We start from the raw sequence: 17,936 nt of genomic DNA on the forward strand, positions 1-17,936 counted from the left end.
CTCAGCTTCGGCCCGGCAGGTCCGGGTCTCCGGGCCACGATATCGACCAGGCGGGGGCTCGCGCGTGAGCGTCACCCGCGAGGGCGGCACCGGCACCTTCTTTCGGCACCGACGATCCGTTGACCGAGATGCGGCATCTCGCTAGGTTCCAATGACCATCCCGTCTCGCCGCGGCGCAGCGGAGCGCAGACCCTGATGCAGAGGAGCACCACATGCGCGCCTTCCCACGCGCGGACCACGCCGTTCGCCACCGCAGACGTCGCCCGGCACGCGCCGGCCTCGCCGCCCTGGCAGGAGCCGCTCTGCTCCTCGCCCCCGCGGCAGCTCCGGCTGCCGCTGCCCCCTCGGTCCAGCCGGGGACCTACACCGGCGCCGACTCCGACGAGAACGGCACCAGCCTGCGCGTGACCGGCGACGGCAAGGTCGCCGAGTTCACCATCACCGTATTTCCCTCCTGCACCGATGCCGCAGGCGTCACCGCGACGCTTGCGCGTCCGATCACCATCAACGAGGACGGCACCTTCACGGCGGAGGCCACTCACAAGATCGACGCGGACGGCGGGCAGGTCACCGCCCTCAGCAAGATCTCCGGCAAGGTCCGTCCCGACGGAATCGCCGAGGGGAGGTATGAGTGGGAGCTGCGTGACCACGTCTGCAGCGCCTCGGCCTACTTCTGGCTCCGCAACGAGGACACGACCGCCGGGGAGCCACCCAGGCCGACTGGCCCCGTCACCGTGATCCCCGGGGCGTACAACGACGGCGCCCGTGGGCAGCTCACCGTCTCCGCCGACCGCCGCATCACGAAGCTCACCGTCTCCTACAGCTGGTACTGCGGACTGAGCTACGCGGGCGAACGGCTCGCCCTTCTTGAGACTCCGGCCCAGATCAGAGCCGACGGCAGCTTCTTCACGCGGATCTCGGACAGCGCCGGCGGGACGGAGACGCTGCGCGGTCAGTTCCACCACGACGGCTCGGTCTGGGGGACGGTCAGCTACGTCAACGGCGGCACCTTCTGCTCCGGGTCCACCGGCTTCACGATGCGCCCGCCCGGCGGGGGTGGCGGCGGGGGCGGCCCCACCTTCTACCTCAACAACGGATGGGGCCCGCACGCGCACAACGTCTTCGACTACGGCCGCCGGGCCGACGAGGTGTTCATCGGCGACTGGGACGGCAACGGCACCGACACCGTCGCCCTGCGCCGCGGCAGCCGGTTCTACGTCTCCAACAGCCTGCGCGGCGGCGAGGCGAGCACGGCGTTCGCCTACGGGCGCCCCGGCGACGTCATCCTCGTGGGTGACTGGGACGGCGACGGGGTGGACACCTTCGCCGTGCGCCGAGGTAGTGAGTACCACGTGAAGAACAGCATCGCCGGCGGGAAGGCCGACCATGTGGTGCACTACGGACGCGGCAACGACGACGTCATCGTCGGTGACTGGGACGGGGACGGGCGCGACACATTCGCCGTCCGTCGGGGGTCCCAGTACTTCGTGAAGAACCGCATCGCCGGGGGCACAGCGGACCACGTTCTCGCCTACGGCCGGCCGGCCGATGTCGTCCTCGCCGGAGACTGGGACGGGGACCGGCGCGACACCTTCGCGGTCCGCCGAGGAGCCCACTACTACGTGAAGAACCGCATCGCCGGCGGCAACGCCGACCTTGTCCGCGTCTACGGCCGGCCCACCGACGAGGTGCACGTCGGTGACTGGGACGGGGACGGGCGCGACACCCTGGGGGTGCGCCGAGTCTCCTGACGGCGCGAGAGTCTCGCGCCGGAAGCGGGTCCCTCCGTGCTTCCGGCGCGAGACCGCGGCAGCCGCCGTCGGCCGCATCCATCGGAGCAGCACGCTGCACGCTGCGCCCGACCGGGCCGGGGTTGTAGGCCACCTCCTACCGGAACCCCGCCGGGTCGGCGACGTGTCCCGTGTACCCGCCCCACTCACGCCGTACCGGCACTCCGACCGACGACGCCGCCGCCGCGCGGGACAGGGTTGAGCACGTCGTCGACCTCCTCGATCGTGGCGACGCTGTGGGCGAGAGTGACGGGCGGGACGCCGTCCCCGCGGGCGATCGGCCCGACCTCCGCCTCGAACGCGAGCTCTTCTCACAGCGAAAGCACCACCCGCTCGCCCACGGAGATCGCCACCACCTCCCCCGGAACTCGAAGCCCGCCGTTCAACCCAGGCCTTCGAGGTAGAACCGGCGGCTCCGGCGAGGTCGCGAACCGCGAGCGTGACGAATCTGGTGCGCTGGTCCATCCTCGACCTTCCGCCGTCGCACGTGCACGGCGACCGGACGGACCGCGGAGCAGGTGGTTGACGATGGCCTCACCGGCCGGTGGAGGACGCGTCGTCAACCGGTGGTGAGGAGTGGGGCGGACTACTGCCCGCCCGGCCTCCGGGGCGGCGTGAACAGAAACCGCATACCGACACGTCCCGACAGGTCGTAGAGGCCAACTGACGCCGCCGTCAGTGCCACCGACAGGGCTGGCACCAGGAAGAGGCCGACAACCACGCTGTCCGCCGTGAGCCAGTCGCCACCCGTCGCGCGGAAGCCGACGATGAGGAGGTTGAGGAGGATCGGGTGCAGGACGTAGATCGGCAGGGTCCGACCGGCGAGGTACCGGGCCAGCCGCCGCACCCGCTCCGCGGAGCACATCCAGACGGACAGCAGCACACCCGCGGTGAGGCCGATCACCGACATGATGGCCGAGAGGTCCACCGTCGTCCCCCTGACGTACACGACGTAGACCAGCGCGGCATAGGTGACGACGGTGACGGGAAGCAGCGGCCAGGTCGGCAGCTCCGCGACACGCTCGACCACGGGTCGCGCGAAGCACCCGATCGCGTACCAGACCGCGAAGTAGCACAACCGGCCAACATTGGTGGCGGCTGCCACGCCGAGGACGTCGGTGAGGTAGGGAGCCACCAGAGGAGCGACCCCGACGGCAACCGTGGCGAGAACGATGAGGGGCGCCCCAAAACGCCGAAGCAGGCGTGCGGTGATGAAGAAGACGACGAGGACGGCGAGGTACCAGTAGGCGGTACCGCCGACCGGGATCGCGGCGAGGTTCTCACGGGAGTAGCCGAGGGGGTCGTCGGGCCGGTAGGCGAAGCCGGTGACCAGCGCGAAGACCACGCTCCAGATCGCGAACGGCCACAAGAGGCTCCAGACCCGCGGCCACAGCAGCGCCGGCCAGTCACGTTCCATCGCCCGCGCCGCCAACACACCGGAGGCGAGGAAGAACAACGGCATCCGGACGGGGACAAGGGCCGAGTTCAGCAGCCGCCAACCGTCCAGCGCCCAGCCGCCGGACCCAGGAAGCAGGTAAGACACGCCCGTGCCGCCGACGTGGTAGACGACGACGAGGACGATGGCCGCTGCCTTGGCGAGGTCGACCCAGTCCAGCCGGGGTGGTGCTTGGACGAGCTGCTGAGGCACCTCGGCACGGTACCAACCCGTGAGCGGTGTCGGACCGGTCGGGGTTTCATGGAGTGAGCGCGTTCTCGACCCGCGGAGGCGCGGCCAGCGCCTCGACGACACGCATGGCGGCGTCCCCGCGGCCGTAGGGCGCGGCGTCCGTGGCGGGCGGGACCGGGCGCGACGCGTGCGCGGCCACGTTCGCGAGCGCACCATCCAGCACGTTCCAGCCGAGCTCGACTGTCTCGACCCACTCAGTCTCGTGCCGCAGGGTGGTACAGGGCACGCGGAGGAGGAATGCCTCCTTCTGCAGGCCTCCGGAGTCAGTGACGACGCCGGCCGACCGGGCGACGAGGTCCACCAGACGCGGGTACGGCTGGGGCTCGAGGACCGTGACGGCGCCGGAGTCGAGGGGGATGCCCGCGGCTACCGAACGGTCCCGCAGGCGCGGGTGGGCCAGGAGCAGGACCGGCCGGTCGATGCCCGCCAGGGCGCGGATGATGGCGGAGAGGCGCGCGGGGTCGTCGGTGTTCTCGGCGCGGTGGATGGTCGCGACGAGGTAGTCGCCCTCCGTGACGCCGGTGGGCAACGGCGTGGGGCCGCCGGCAAGGCGTGCGTCACGCACGCGGAAGAGCACGTCCGCCATCACGTCGCCGACGAGGACGGTGCGCTCGCCGAGTCCTTCGTCACGGAGGTGTCTGACCGCGACCTCGGTCGGTGCGAGGAGGAGGTCCGCGGCATGGTCGGTCATGACGCGGTTGTGCTCCTCGGGCATGAGGCGGTTGAACGACCGCAGGCCCGCCTCGAGGTGCGCCACCGGCTGGTGGATCTTCACCGCCGCGAGCGCAGCTGCCACGGTCGAGTTCGTGTCGCCGTAGACGAGCACCCAGTCGGGACGGTGCTCGAGCATGGCCCGCTCGAGGCCGGGGAGCATCGCTCCGGTCTGCTCGGCATGGCTTCCGGAGCCGACGTGAAGGTTGACGTCGGGGCGCTGGATCCCTAGGTCCGCGAAGAAGACGTCGGAGAGGGCGGCGTCGTAGTGCTGCCCCGTGTGGACGATGACGTGGTCGTGTCCGGCCGATTCGAGCGCGTGCGCCACGGGTGAGAGCTTGACGAACTGCGGGCGCGCGCCGACGACGCTGAGAACCTTCATGAGAGACGACCCTATCTGCGTTCGGTGGGCGACCGCGGCACAGCCCGAGGCCACCGCTCGCGGCCTCGCTGCCCGCGCTCACGCCAGCCGCCGCCTGGACCACCGCCGCAATGGTGGGAACATAGCCGGATGACCCCGGCGAGCAAGGAGAGCGACGCGTGAAGCGCCTGTGGGCGGCCCTCAAGGAGCTTCTGCCGCTTCTCCCGCCGAGCTCGCGCCGCTTCCTCGTCACGTTCGCCGTGGCGACGAGCTCCCTCGCGCTGCTCGACATCGCCGCCCTCGGCCTGCTCGCCCTGACGATGACACCGCTCGTCCAAGGCCGCCCGCTGAGCCTGCCGGTCATCGGAGAGGTCCCCACCGAGTACACCGTGTGGATCCTCGTCGTCGTCTGCGCGCTCATCGTCCTCAAGAGCGTGCTCTCGATCACGCTCCAGTGGTTCGCCACCCGGCGCTTCGCCGCCTACGAGCTCCTCATCGGGGACCGGCTGTTCGCCGCCTACATCCAGGCACCGTGGACCGAGCGGCTCCGGCGGAACTCCGCGGAGCTCGTCCGCCTGGCGGACGTCGGCATCGGCAACACGACGTCCGGGCTCCTGCTGCCGGCAGCATCCCTGCCCGCTGAGGCCGTCACCTTCGTCGCCGTGCTGGCCGTGCTCGTCGTTGCAGAGCCGGTCACCGCCGCCATCACGCTCGTCTACCTCGGGATCATCGCGGCGGTCCTGTACTTCGTCATCTCGCGCCGTGCCGTCGTCGCCGGCCGGGTCAACCGCGACTATTCCTTCCGCGTCGCCACCCTCATGACCGAGATGGTCGCGACGCTCAAGGAGATCACCCTGAGGAACAAGGCCGGCGAGGTCGCCCAGGTCGTCCACCGCAACCGCATCCACACGACTCGCGCCCGGGCCAACATCCAGTTCCTCAACGCCGTGCCCAAGTTCGTCATCGAGGCCGCGCTCATCGGCGGCTTCGTGCTCGTCGGGGCGGCCGCGTACCTCCAGGGCGGCTCGGCAAGCGCCCTCGGCGCCGTCGCCCTCTTCGCCGTCGCGGGCTTCCGAATGGTCCCCTCGGTCACCCGCTTCCAGGGCATCATCACGCTGACGTCCTCAACGATCCCGCATGCCAACGCCGTCATCCGCGACATCAAGCTCGCCGAGCGGTACACGGACGGCCCCGAGCAGGTCGGCACGGGGAAGCTTCGCCACCTGCCCGAGCTGCTCCGCCTGCGCGACGTCGAGTTCGCCTACCCCGGGGCCGACGCCCCGGCGGTGACCGGCATCGACCTCGACGTCCGGATGGGCAGCTCGCTCGCGCTCGTCGGAGCCTCGGGCGCAGGGAAGTCCACCCTCGTCGACATCTTCCTCGGGCTGCTCGTCCCGTCGTCGGGCACGATCACCATCGACGGCCAGCCGCTCGTCGACGTGCTCGCCGACTGGCGCACCAAGGTCGGCTACGTCCCCCAGGACGTCTCGCTCTTCGACGCGACGATCGCCCAGAACGTCGCACTGTCCTGGGACAGCGAGATAGACGAGGACCGGGTGCGCGACGCGCTCGCGCGGGCCCAGCTCCTCGATGTCGTCGAGGAGCGCGCAGGTGGCCTGCACGCCCGCATCGGGGAGCGCGGCATGGCGCTGTCCGGTGGCCAGCGCCAGCGGCTCGGGATCGCCCGCGCCCTGTACTCCGACCCGATCGTCCTCGTCATGGACGAGGCGACGAGCGCGCTTGACACCGCGACCGAGGAGGCCGTCGCGCGGGCGATCCGCGACCTCCACGGCGACGTCACGGTCATCAGCGTCGCCCACCGCCTCTCGACCATCCGCCACAGCGACCAGGTGTGCTTCATGCGCGACGCGCGGATCGTCGCCCGCGGCACCTTCGACGAGGTCGTCGCCGCGGAGCCGGACTTCGCCTACCAGGCGAGCCTGGCGGGTCTCGCGTGAGCGAGCCGGACGTCGACGTCGTCGTCGCGCTGCACGACCTGTCCCGGCCCGTCGGGCGATGCGTCGCCTCCGCGCTCGCTGGTGCCGGATCCCACGTCCGCGTCACCGTCGCCTGCCACGAGCTCGACCCGGTCGACGTCACTCCCCTCCTTCCCGTCGACCCCCGCATCCGGCTCCTACCCGTCCGCGACGGTCTTGGCAGCCCGTCGGGCCCCTACAACGCCGGGATTGACGCTGCCACAGCGCGGTTCGTCACGATCATCGGCTCGGACGACTTCTTCGAGCCGGGTGCGCTGTCCGCCTGGACCCGCGCCGCGGACCGTCTCGGCTCCGACGTCATGCTCGCGCGGGTGCGGATGCAGGATGGGGCGGAGATCCACACCCCGCGTGTGCGGCCGCTGCGCTCCCGGCGCCTCGACCTCGTCCGCGACCGGCTTGCCTACCGCACCGCGCCGCTCGGGCTCATGCGCAAGGCCACCCTCGACACCCTCGGGCTGCGCCTGGTCGAGGGCATGCGCTCGGGTGGGGACGTCGCCTTCACCGCCCGCCTCTGGTCGTCCGACGCCCGGATCGACCTCGCGCGCTCCGCACCCCGGTACGTCGTCGGCACCGACGCGGTCACCCGGGTGACGACGTCAGTCCGCCCCCTCACCGACGAACTACGGGCCTTCGCCGACCTCGTCGCACGTCCGTGGCTCCCCGCCCTCGACGACGCCGCGCGGCGTGCGCTCGCCGTCAAGACGATCCGCATCCATCTCCTCGGCGCGGTCCGTCGCCGTCGGGAGGAGGCGGCGTGGCACCCGAGCGAGCCGGCGTGGCTCCGCGAGCTCCTCACCGAGTGGGTGGGGCTCGCACCGTGCGTGCTCCGGCCCTTCAGCCGCGCCGACAGGGCACTGCTCGCCGCCACGCTCGACCGCCACGTGTCGGTCGGGTCCCTGGTCGCGGCCGTCGCCGCCCGCGCCCGCGCGGGGCGCTGGGACGCTGTCCTCACCCCGTCTCCGGTCGACAACCTCGACCGGGAGTCGAGCCTGCGCTACCTCGCCGCCGACCGTTTCTGGCGGTGACGACTACCCGGCCGTTCCTGCCGCCCGCCGGTAGAGCTCCTGGAGGCGACCGACGTACGGGTCGGCCGTGTAGTGCTCCGCCACCCACGCGGGGGCACCGAGCCGGCTGCTGAGCCCGGCCGGGTCGCGCAGGGCCTCCAGGACATGCTCCACCGACTCCTCGACGGTGCCGGCCAGCACGGGCGGGCGACCGCCGTCGGGGTGCGTCATCACGTCACTCGGAACGACGAGCGGGACGCCGAGCGCCATCGCCTCGTGCTCGCTCACCCCGAGGACGGTGTTCGCCTGGCCGACGACAACGTCCGCCCCTGCCAGCGTCTCCAGGTAGCGGGCGTGCGTGGCGCGCGGGAGCAGGTCCACACCGACCGCAGCGGCCGCGCCGGCCGCCTCACCCCAGTTCAGGCCCTGGAGACAGACGTCGGCGGGGAGCAGCTGCCGCAGCCGGGCTGCCAGCTCGAGCATGACGGGGGCTCCCTTGACCGCCGACCAGCGCGAGGCGAAGACCACCCGGCGAGCGCCCGGTGTCCACAGCGGCAGCGCAGTGAGGTCGACGAAGGCGGGCATGTACTCGGCATCCGGCCGGGCCGCTCGCGCGCGCTCGGCAGTATCGAGGTTCGTGTAGTAGACCTGCTCGGCGCCGTCGATCGCGCGGGCGATCTCGTCGCGGTACCGCGGGTCGGACGCCTGCTCGCGGATGTCGGTGCCGTGGAGGTGCAGCAGGTAGGGGCGGCGGGGCATGAGCCGCTCGCGGATGAGACGCACGCTCGTCCCGTAGTGGACGTGCACGACGTCCGCGCGGCGGAGCGCACGCGCGCGGCGCGCGACGAAGGGGAGGTAGCGCAGCCGGTCGAGGCCGCCGCCCGGCGTGCGGGCGGGGCGCACCTTCGCCGGGGGGACGTAGCCCCACTGCAGGCCGGCTCGTCGCGCGGCACGGACGAGGTTGAGCGCGACAAAGGCACAGTCGTTGAAGTGGAGGACTGCCGGCTCGGCGGGCATGCCGGCCAGCCTATGCGACCGGTCGCGCGGATCGGTGGCAGGATTCCCCCATGCCGTCCCGCCCGTCCGTGCTCGTTCTGTCCTTCTCCCCGATCCATGCCGACGCCCGGGTGCTGCGGCAGGTCCGGCTGCTGTCCGAGACGTACGACGTGACGACCTGCGGGTACGGGCCGGCGCCCGACGGCGTCGTCGACCACGTCGAGATCCCCGCCGAGCACGTCTACTGGCGCAAGGACCAGCGGCTGCTCCTCAAGCGGCGCTACGCCGCCGTCCACCGGTCCAACGCCGTGGTTCGGTACCTGTGGAACCGTCTGCCACGCGGCCACTTCGACGTCGTCCTCGCCGACGACATCGACACGGTACCGCTCGCCCTGTCCCTCCAGGCCCGCGCCGGAGTGCACGTCGACCTCCACGAGTACGCTCCCCGCCAGAACGAGGAGATGTGGCGCTGGCGGCTGCTCGTCGCGCCCTACTTCCGCTGGCTGTGCCGGACCTTCCTCCCGCACGCGAGCTCGGTGACGACGGTCGGTGCCGGCCTTGCCGCCGAGTACGAGCGCGAGTTCGGGATCCGCGCCTCCGTCGTCGTCAACGCGCCACACTTCGCCGACCTCACGCCGGGGGAGGTGGGCGAGTCCATCCGACTGGTCCACGCCGGCAACGCCCGCCGCGGCCGCCGGCTGGAGCTCATGTTCGACGCCGTCGCCGCCTCCCGCCGTCCGCTCACCCTCGACCTCTACCTCATGCCCAACGACCCGGTGTACCTCGCCGAGCTCCGCGAGCGGGCGGAGTCGATGCCCGAGGTGACGGTCCATGACCCCGTCCCGCCCACCGAGCTGGCGCGCACCCTGTCCGCCTACGACATCGGCGTCTACGTGCTGCCGCCGGTGAGCTTCAACAACCTGTGGGCGCTGCCGAACAAGTTCTTCGACTTCATTCAGGGCCGCCTCGGGCTCGTCGTCGGGCCCTCCCCCGAGATGGCCGGCATCGTCCGCCAGCACGGGCTCGGTGCCGTGACCGAGGACTTCACCGCCGCCGCTCTCACCGCCGTGCTCGACGAGCTCGACCCCGCCGAGGTGCGGCGCTGGAAGCAGGCCTCGCACGAGGTCGCCGAGGAGTACTCGGCCGAGCAGCAGACCCGCGGCTGGGCCGACGCCGTCGCCGCCATCGTCGGCTGACGTCCCGGCAGTCGCCGGAGCCCTGCTGGTAGCGTGACGACGTGCGAGTGGTGGCGGTGTCGACGTGGTTCCCGACCTCGGCGGCCCCGAGCAGCGGCGCCTTCGTCGTCAAGGACGCCCTCGCGGTCGCCTCGCTCGGTCATGACGTCCGGGTGGTCCACCTCGTCCCGCCCCACCAGGACGACGGCACCCGCACCGTCGTCCACGAGGGGCTCCGGGTGCGCCGGGTGCCGATGAGCACGACCAGCCCGCGGGACATCGTTCGGGCCGCCCGGGCGCTGGTCCCCCTCCTCGCCGACGCCGACCTCGTCCACTCGATGGCAATCTCCTCCCTGCTGCCGCTCGCGCTGCGCCGCCCGTCCGCCCCGTGGGTCCACACGGAGCACTGGTCCGGGCTCACCTCCCCGCAGAACCTGCCTGCCTCCTGGCGCCTCGCCCTGCCCGCCGTCTCGCGGGTGTTCACCCGCCCGGACGTCGTCACGGCGGTCTGCGACTTCCTCGCCGAGCCGATCCGCGCGGTCCGTGGGCCGCGGCCCACGCGCGTCGTGCCGTGCATCGTCGAGACGCCCCTGCCCGTCCCGCCTCGGCCGTTGCGCGACGGGGTGCTGCGCCTCGTCGGCGTCGGGGGCCTCATCGCTCGCAAGGACCCGGTGCTCGCGGTCGAGACGGTCGCCGAGCTCGGGCGCCGCGGCACAACGGCCGAGCTCGCGCTCGTCGGCGAGGGTGAGCTAAGGGACGCCGTCGTGCAGCGCGCGAGCGAGCTCGGCGTCGCCGACCGGCTCCGGCTCACCGGTTCCCTCCCCCGCCCAGCCGTCCTCGCCGAGCTCGCCGCGGCCGACCTCTTCCTCGGCCCCACGCGCGGCGACAACTTCTTCGTGTCCGCGGCGGAGGCGCTCGTCTCCGGCCGCCCCGTCGTCGTCGGCGCGACCGGCGGCCAGGGCGAGTACATCGACCCTCGGGTGGGCGCACTCGTCACCGAGCAGACCGCGACCGCATACGCCGACGCCGTCCTCGACGTCGACGCGCGGACGAGTGCCCTGTCGGCCGAGGAGATCTCGGCGACCATCGGCGACCGCTTCTCGGTGCCCGCCGTTGCCGCCGGCTACGAACACGCGTACTGCGCCGCCCGGGAGCTGCGCCGGTGAGCCGACCTGTCGACGTCGTCATCGCCGTCCACAGCCCGAACCGTCCCGTCGGGCGTGCGGTCGCGTCCGTGCTCGACGGCAACAGGTCAGCAGCGCGGCTCACCGTGGTGTGCCACAACCTGCCCACCGACGACATCGCGGCCGTCATCGACCCTCGTTACCACGACGACGTCCGCTTCCTCGAGCACCGCGACTCGCACCGCAGCGCATCCGGCCCGTTCAATGCCGGGATGAGAGCGGCCGACGGCGACTTCGTCTCCATCATGGGCTCCGACGACGTCCTCCAGCCCGGCGCCGTGCGGTCGTGGCTCGACGTCGCCGAGCGCACCGGGGCCGAGACCGTCATGTGCCGGCTCCGGATCGGCAGCCCTCCCCGCCGGGTGCGCACGCCGCCGGTCCGACCGTGGCTGCGCGGCCGTGCCGACCCCGTGCGCGACCGGCTGAGCTACCGCAGCGCCCCGCTCGGGATCGTGTCCCAGCAGGCGCGCGACCGCCTCGGGCTCGAGCTCGTCGAGGGCATGGTGGTGGGGGGCGACGTCGCCTACGTCACCCGCCTGTGGTTCGAGACGCGGGTGGCGGTGGACCGGCGCGGGCCGGCCTACGTGATCGGCGAGGACGCGAGGGACCGGGTGACGTACACGCCGCGGCCGATCCCCCTCGAGCTCGCTTTCGTGCGTGACCTCCTCGCCCAGCCGTGGTTCCGCGGCTACGACGGCGCGGCACGGCGATCCGTCTGCATCAAGCTCACCCGGATCCACCTCTTCGGCGCCGTCTACAACCGTCGCAACCCGGCGATGTGGAACGCGGAGGACCGCCGTGCCCTTGCAGTCGTCGCGCGCGAGCTACTCACTGCCGCGATGGGCTTCGAGCGCGTGCTCTCTCTCGCCGACGTCGCCCTGCTCAACGCGATCCTGGATCCAGAGTCGGACACCGGTCATCTGATCCGGCTGTCCGAGCAGCGGCGGAGGCACGGTCACCCAAGGACGCTCCTCACGCGCAGCCCCGCGGACCTGTTGCGCACCGAGTCGCCCGCCAGGCTCATGGCCGCGTCGGCGTTGCTGGGCTGACGGCGGCGTGCCTCGTCGCGCACGCCACGGGCTGGGTGCCGCGCGGGGGACCATAGGCTGAGTGCCACAGAACCAGGTAAGGGGAGCGCATGTCCACGGCCGGTGAAGGGATCCGCGTCGTCCTGGCGACGCGCATCTTCGCCCCGGAGCCCGCGGCCGCGTCCTTCCGCCTCGCTGCCCTTACCCGTGGTCTGGCGGCCGTCGGCGCCCGGGTGCGAGTCCTCACGACATCGCCGCCGGCCGACATGGACGCACCGGCGGACGTCCCGGCACGCGTGGAGCGCTGGCCGGTGCTGCGCGACGCTGAGGGGTACGTGCGTGGCTACGTCCAGTACCTGAGCTTCGACGTCCCGCTGGTCCTCCGGCTCCTGCGCACACCTCGCCCCGACGTGGTGGTGTGCGAGCCGCCACCCACGACCGGCGCGGTGGTTCGTGTGGTGAGCGCCCTGCGCCGGGTTCCCTACGTCTACTACGCACCAGACCTGTGGGCGGACGCTGCCGAGTCCGCGGGCATGTCCGGCTTCGTGGTCCGGGCTCTTCGGGCGGTCGAGGGGTGGGCGATGCACGGAGCCGCCCGCGTGATCGCGGTGTCGGCACCGGTCGGGGCGCGCCTGGCAGAGCTCGGGGTGGAGCGTGTGGAGGTCGTTCCCAACGGTGTCGACACGGACGTGTTCACCCCGGACGGCCCGGCGGTGGACGCCGGCGGGCGCCCGTACCTGCTGTATGCCGGGACGGCGTCCGAGTGGCAGGGAGCCGACATCTTCATCCGAGCGCTCCCCCGCGTGCTCGCCGAGGTCCCCGACGCCCGCCTCGTCTACCTCGGCCAGGGCAGTGACTGGCAGGGGCTCCGAGCGCTCGCGGACGAGCTGCCTCGAGGCTCGGTGGAGTTCCACCCCCGCGCCCCGGCCGACGCTGCAGCCCGCTGGCAGCGGGGTGCGGCCGCCTGCCTGGCGAGCATCGTCCCCGGCCGCGGGTACGACCTGGCGTTCCCCACGAAGATCCACGCGTCCCTCGCCTGTGGGACGCCGGTCCTCTTCGCCGGCGTCGGCGCCGCCGTCAGGGAGATCCGGCAGGAGGGGCTGGGCTGGGCAGTCGACTACGACGTGGACGCGGTCGCGAGCGCGATGCTCGGCGCCCTCCGCGCCCCGCGGTCACCGGACGAGACCGTGCGACTGTCCCGGTGGGTGCGCGACCACCGGTCCGCGGCCGCCACCGGCCGTATGGCGGCCACGGTGGTCACGGCCGCCGCGGGAACCGCGACCACCTGAGCCAGCGACAACTCCGTCAGGAGCAGTTCCGCACGAACCGCTGGGTGTTGTAGACCATGTCGCCGGCCTGGACGGTGCCGACGGCCACGTGGGAGTACGTCGGGTTGAGGATGCCGCTGCGGTGGACGGTGGAGTTCATGTACCAGTTCATGGCGTCCCTCGGGTCGGGCGCGGTCCCGCGCTGGTACGTGCGCACGATGTGCTCGCTGCCGCTGCGGTCGCAGCCCGCCGCCTGCGCCTCTCCGAGGGCCGTCTCCCGGCTGGCGTGCTGGATGACACCCTTGCCCGCCATCCAGGTGGAGTGGCGCACCGCGGCGGCCCGGAGGGCGGGCACGACGCGAACGGGGGCGATGCCCCGGGCGGCGCGCTCGGCGTTGATCATCTCGACCATCCGCTCGTCGTACTCCGCCATGGACCCCACCCGCGGGGGCACGGGGTGGTTGACGGCGTTGCGCAGGCCGATCGTGTCGGTGCCGTTGCCGTCCCAGTCGCCGACGAGGACGCCGTCGTGCCTGCCGCCGTACGGCATGACGATGTCGGCGGCGCCGCCGGCGATGGTGTTCTTCAGGTGGAACACGTCCCCGCGCCGCACGCCGAGGCTGTCCCCGCCTCGCCCGTCCCAGTTCCCGACGATGACGTCGTCGCTCGGGTGTCCGTAGGCGACGACCCGGTCGGCGTTGCCACCGCTCATCGAGTTCTTCAGGTAGTACGTGCTGCCGCGACGCACGCCGAGGGTGTCCGTGCCGTCGCCGTCCCAGTCCCCGACGAGGACGACGTCCTCAGGACTGCCGTACGCGACCACGACGTCGGCCGCCCCACCGTCGAGGCTGTTCTTGACGTAGTACACGTTGCCGCGGCGCACGGTGGGCGTGTCGATGCCGTCGCCGTTCCAGTCGCCCATGAGGACGACGTCTCCCGGGCGTCCGTACGTGACGACGCGGTCCGCCACGCCGCTCGAGAGACTGTTGCGGAAGTGGAAGGTCGCCCCGCGCCGGACGGCGAGCGTGTCCGTCCCCTTCCCGTCCCAGTTGCCGACGTAGACGGCGTCGTCGTCGCGGCCGTAGCCGAACGACAGGTGCGTGATCCCCGCCCACGTGTTCGTCAGGTGGTAGCGGGGCCCCTCACCGTCGACCTCCCCGCCCTTGGCGACGGCGGGTGCGGCGACCGCGGTCAGGCCGACGGTCAGGGCGGCAGCGAGCAGGCGGCGGCGCATCATCTTCATCTCTCCCCCAGGCGTGGTGTCCGACCGTCCACGCTACGAGGCCGCCGCGATCCGGTCACCCCCTGCAGGCCGTCGTCCTGGTCACACGAGAACGCCGACAGCACGTCCGCAGCCCCGGGGGCGGCGGGCCGTGCTGCCGGCGCCGTCGGGTCAGCGGGTGGAGAAAGCGGCGTCGAAGGCCGCCTCGCTGGGCTTGAACGAGAGCTTGCGGACGAACTCGAGGGCCTCGGGCGCACCGATGAGGCGGTCCATCCCGGCGTCCTCCCACTCGACCGAGAGCGGGCCCTCGTAGCCGATGTGGTTGAGCATGCGGAAGGCGTCCTCCCACGGCACGTCACCGCGGCCCGTGCTGATGAAGTCCCAGCCGCGGCGGGGGTCGGCCCACGGCAGGTGGGAGCCGAGGCGGCCGTTGCGCCCGTTCAGGCGTCGCTTGGAGTCCTTGCAGTGGACGTGGAAGATCTTGTCCTTGAAGTCGAGGAGGAAGGCGACCGGGTCCAGGTCCTGCCAGGTGAAGTGGCTGGGGTCCCAGTTGAGACCGAAGGCGTCCCGGTGGCCGATGGCCTCGAGGGTGCGCTGGGTGGTCCAGTAGTCGTAAGCGATCTCCGAGGGGTGCGGCTCGAGCGCGAAGCGCACGCCCTCCTCGTCGAAGACGTCGAGGATGGGGTTCCAGCGGTCCGCGAAGTCGCGGTAGCCGGCCTCGACCATCTCCTCGGAGGCGGGCGGGAACATCGCGACGTACTTCCAGATGGCCGAGCCGGTGAAGCCCGTGACCGTCTTGACCCCGAGGCGGGCCGCGGCCCGCGCCGTCACCTTGAGCTCCTCGGCGGCGCGCTGGCGCACACCCTCGGGCTCGCCGTCGCCCCAGATCCGGTCCGGGAGGATGTCGCGGTGGCGCTGGTCGATCGGGTCGTCGCACACCGCCTGGCCCTTGAGGTGGTTGGAGATCGCGTAGACCTTCAGCCCGTTCTTCTCCAGGATGTCGAGCCGGTTCTGGACGTAGGCGTCGTCCTCCGCGGCCTTCCACGGGTCGAGGTGGTCACCCCACGACGCGATCTCCAGGCCGTCGTAGCCCCACTCGCCGGCGAGCCGGGCCACCTCCTCGAAGGGCAGGTCGGCCCACTGGCCGGTGAAGAGAGTGATCGGTCGAGCCATGGTCAGTCTCCAATCTCCGTGTAGGTGCTGTGCTCCGCGCTGGACCGCTCGATCGCCTCGAGCACGCGCTGGACGTGCAGACCGTCCTCGAAGGAGGGCGTCGGGTCCTCCCCGGCGCCGATCGCCCGGACGAGGTCCACGGCCTGGTGGACGAAGCCGTGCTCGTAGCCGAGGCCGTGGCCCGCCGGCCACCAGGCCTCGATGTAGGGGTGTTCCGGCTCGGTGACGATGATCCGCCGGAAGCCGGCGGTCCCGGCCGGCTCGGTGGCGTCGTAGTAGTGCAGGACGTTCATGTCCTCGAAGTCGAAGGCGAGGGAGCCGGTCGAGCCGTTGACCTCGATGCGGATGGCGTTCTTGCGGCCCCAGGCGAAGCGGGTCGCCTCGAAGACCGCGGGCGCACCACTCGAGAGCCGGCCGAGGAACATCGCGGCGTCGTCGACGGTGACCGGGCCCCGCTCGGTGCCACCGGTGCCGTGCAGGCCGCTGAAGCTCTCGGCGACCGGCCGCTCGGTGACGAAGGTGTCGAGCATGCCCGCCACCCCCGCGATCCGCTGGCCGGTGACGAACTGGGTGAGGTCGATGATGTGGGCGCCGATGTCGCCGAGCGCCCCCGAGCCGGCCTTCTCCTTGTCGAGGCGCCACGACAGCGGCGCGTCGGCGTCGGCGAGCCAGTCCTGGAGGTACTGGGCGCGGACCTGGCGCACCTCGCCGATGCGCCCGTCGGCGACCATCTGGCGCGCCAGCGTGATGGCCGGCACCCGGCGGTAGGTGAAGCCCACCATCGAGCGCACGCCGCGGCCGCGGGCGGCACCAGCGGCAGCGGCCATGGTCTCGGCCTCGGCGACCGTGTTGGCCATCGGCTTCTCGACCAGCACGTGCTTGCCGGCCTCGAGCGCGGCCACCGCGATCTCGGCGTGAGTGTCTCCCGGCGTGCAGATGTCGACGACGTCGACGTCGTCACGTTCGATCGCCCGGCGCCAGTCCGTCTCCACGGCGTCCCACCCGAGCTGGCGGGCGGCGCTCGTCGCGCGCTGCTCGTCCCGCCCCACGAGGACCGCCATGTGCGGCTCGAGCGGCAGGTCGAAGAAGCGGTGCGCGTTGCGCCACGCCTGGGAGTGGGCACGCCCCATGAAGGCGTACCCGATCATCGCCACACCGATCCGTGGCTTGTCCTCGCTCATCGTGCTCCTTGTGATGTGGAGCCCGGGGGCGCCGGTCGAGCCGGCGCCCCCGGGCTCACCGGTGACTCAGGACTGGAACGCCGAGCCGATGTACTGCTCGACGTTGTCGGCGGTCACGACCGGGGCGTAGAGCTGGACGAGGCGGGGAACCTCGACCTCGACGAGGTCGGACATGGCCTTGCCCTGGGCGAGCAGGCGCGCGAGGCGGATACCGTCCGCGGCCTGCGTGGCCGGGTAGATGACGGTGGCCTGGACGATGGAGTCGCCCGACTGGATCTCCTCCATCATGTTGCGCGAGCCGGCGCCGCCGACGACGAAGAACTCGTCGCGGCCGGCGTTCTCGATGGCGGCCATGACGCCGACGCCCTGGTCGTCGTCGTGGTTCCAGATCGCGTCGATCTCGGGGAGTGCCTGGAGCAGGTTGGAGGTCGCCGCCTCCCCACCCTGGACCGTGAAGTCACCGGCCACGCGGTTGGCGACCTCGAGCCCGCACTCGCCAAGGGCATCGGCGAAGCCCTGGCTGCGGTCCTGCGTGAGGGGCAGGTTGTCGATGCCGGCGATCTCGGCGATGACGGCGTCAGCCTCCTCGCCCAGCTGCTCGCACATGTACTCCCCGGCGCTGTGGCCCATGCCGTAGTTGTCACCCAGGACGGTGACGCGGGCGGCGTTCGGGTCGGAGAACTCGCGGTCGACGTTGATGACCGGGATGCCGGCCTCCATCGCCTCGAGCGCGACACCGGTGAGTGCGGCGCCGTCGAAGGGCAGGACGACGATCGCGTCCACGCCGTCGTTGATGAACGTCTCCATCTGGCTGATCTGGAGGTTGACGTCGTTGGTGCCCTCGGCCATCCGGAAGTCGATGTCCTCGTACTTCTCGGCCTCGGCCTGGGCCAGGCTGCTGATGGCGCCCATCCAGCCGTGGTCGGCGGCGGGAGCGGAGAAGCCGATGGTGACGGTGTCACCCGTGTCGTCGTTGCTCGAGCCGGCCTGCTGGGTGCCGGACCCGGTGGCGGCGTCGTCGCCCTCGACGTCCTCGGGGGTGTTGCCGGTGCAGCCGGCGAGGAGCAGGGCGGCGGAGACGCCGGCCACGACGGCGAACCGGCGGCGGGTGGTACGTGCGGACATGAGGGTCCTCCTTGAACGGGATGGGCTGGTACTG

General features: G+C 71.9%; 14 protein-coding genes. 7 read left to right on the forward strand and 7 right to left on the reverse strand.

Going from position 1 to position 17,936, the window contains the following annotated elements:
• Nucleotides 1–212 precede the first annotated feature (212 nt).
• Nucleotides 213–1,751, forward strand: a complete 1,539-nt coding sequence (locus M3148_RS08675; RefSeq protein ID WP_251304277.1) for a hypothetical protein — start codon at nucleotides 213–215, stop codon at nucleotides 1,749–1,751.
• A gap of 625 nt (nucleotides 1,752–2,376) precedes the next feature.
• Here M3148_RS08675 and M3148_RS08680 read toward each other — a convergent pair.
• Both M3148_RS08680 and wecB read right to left on the reverse strand, forming a co-directional pair.
• Nucleotides 2,377–3,438: an acyltransferase family protein gene (locus M3148_RS08680; RefSeq protein WP_251304278.1), complete on the reverse strand. Its 1,062-nt coding sequence runs from the start codon at nucleotides 3,436–3,438 to the stop codon at nucleotides 2,377–2,379.
• A 46-nt stretch (nucleotides 3,439–3,484) separates the two neighbouring features.
• Nucleotides 3,485–4,570 (reverse strand): non-hydrolyzing UDP-N-acetylglucosamine 2-epimerase, encoded by a 1,086-nt coding sequence (gene wecB, locus M3148_RS08685; RefSeq protein WP_251304279.1) that lies wholly within the window; start codon nucleotides 4,568–4,570, stop codon nucleotides 3,485–3,487.
• A 158-nt stretch (nucleotides 4,571–4,728) separates the two neighbouring features.
• Here wecB and M3148_RS08690 point away from each other — a divergent pair, with 158 nt between their 5' ends.
• The gene (locus M3148_RS08690; protein ID WP_251304280.1) at nucleotides 4,729–6,507 is read left to right on the forward strand and encodes an ABC transporter ATP-binding protein; all 1,779 of its coding nucleotides are present in this window, start codon (nucleotides 4,729–4,731) and stop codon (nucleotides 6,505–6,507) included.
• On the forward strand, nucleotides 6,504–7,571 hold the full coding sequence (locus M3148_RS08695; RefSeq protein WP_251304281.1) for a glycosyltransferase: 1,068 nt from the start codon (nucleotides 6,504–6,506) through the stop codon (nucleotides 7,569–7,571). Before M3148_RS08690 ends, M3148_RS08695 begins: the two co-directional genes overlap by 4 nt.
• Nucleotides 7,572–7,574: 3 nt before the next feature.
• On the opposite strand, the gene M3148_RS08700 is transcribed toward M3148_RS08695, so the two are convergent.
• Nucleotides 7,575–8,567, reverse strand: a complete 993-nt coding sequence (locus tag M3148_RS08700) for a hypothetical protein (protein WP_251304282.1) — start codon at nucleotides 8,565–8,567, stop codon at nucleotides 7,575–7,577.
• A gap of 50 nt (nucleotides 8,568–8,617) precedes the next feature.
• Here M3148_RS08700 and M3148_RS08705 point away from each other — a divergent pair, with 50 nt between their 5' ends.
• The 4 genes from M3148_RS08705 to M3148_RS08720 all read left to right on the forward strand — a co-directional run bounded on the left by M3148_RS08705 (nucleotide 8,618) and on the right by M3148_RS08720 (nucleotide 13,222).
• Nucleotides 8,618–9,742, forward strand: coding sequence for a glycosyltransferase family 1 protein (locus tag M3148_RS08705; RefSeq protein WP_251304283.1), 1,125 nt, complete (start codon nucleotides 8,618–8,620; stop codon nucleotides 9,740–9,742).
• Nucleotides 9,743–9,783: 41 nt separating this feature from the next.
• Entirely contained in the window at nucleotides 9,784–10,887 is a 1,104-nt protein-coding gene (locus M3148_RS18295; RefSeq protein ID WP_251304284.1) for a glycosyltransferase, read from the forward strand.
• Nucleotides 10,884–11,954, forward strand: a complete 1,071-nt coding sequence (locus M3148_RS08715) for a glycosyltransferase family 2 protein (protein WP_251304285.1) — start codon at nucleotides 10,884–10,886, stop codon at nucleotides 11,952–11,954. Before M3148_RS18295 ends, M3148_RS08715 begins: the two co-directional genes overlap by 4 nt.
• Nucleotides 11,955–12,043: 89 nt before the next feature.
• Entirely contained in the window at nucleotides 12,044–13,222 is a 1,179-nt protein-coding gene (locus M3148_RS08720; protein ID WP_251304286.1) for a glycosyltransferase family 4 protein, read from the forward strand.
• 16 nt (nucleotides 13,223–13,238) lie between these two features.
• Here M3148_RS08720 and M3148_RS08725 read toward each other — a convergent pair whose 3' ends face one another.
• From M3148_RS08725 to M3148_RS08740, 4 genes are all read right to left on the reverse strand, one after another.
• Nucleotides 13,239–14,444, reverse strand: a complete 1,206-nt coding sequence (locus M3148_RS08725; RefSeq protein ID WP_251304287.1) for a CAP domain-containing protein — start codon at nucleotides 14,442–14,444, stop codon at nucleotides 13,239–13,241.
• Between the two features lie 150 nt (nucleotides 14,445–14,594).
• A complete protein-coding gene (locus tag M3148_RS08730) occupies nucleotides 14,595–15,596 on the reverse strand; it encodes a sugar phosphate isomerase/epimerase family protein (RefSeq protein ID WP_251304288.1) in 1,002 nt (333 codons plus the stop codon).
• Between the two features lie 2 nt (nucleotides 15,597–15,598).
• Complete coding sequence (locus M3148_RS08735) at nucleotides 15,599–16,777, reverse strand: Gfo/Idh/MocA family protein (protein ID WP_251304289.1); 1,179 nt, start codon at nucleotides 16,775–16,777, stop codon at nucleotides 15,599–15,601.
• Nucleotides 16,778–16,843: 66 nt separating this feature from the next.
• A complete protein-coding gene (locus M3148_RS08740) occupies nucleotides 16,844–17,902 on the reverse strand; it encodes a substrate-binding domain-containing protein (RefSeq protein ID WP_251304290.1) in 1,059 nt (352 codons plus the stop codon).
• Between the last annotated feature and the right edge of the window lie 34 nt (nucleotides 17,903–17,936).

The sequence above is a fragment of the Georgenia satyanarayanai genome (assembly GCF_023715365.1).
Classification (GTDB): domain Bacteria; phylum Actinomycetota; class Actinomycetes; order Actinomycetales; family Actinomycetaceae; genus Oceanitalea; species Oceanitalea satyanarayanai_B.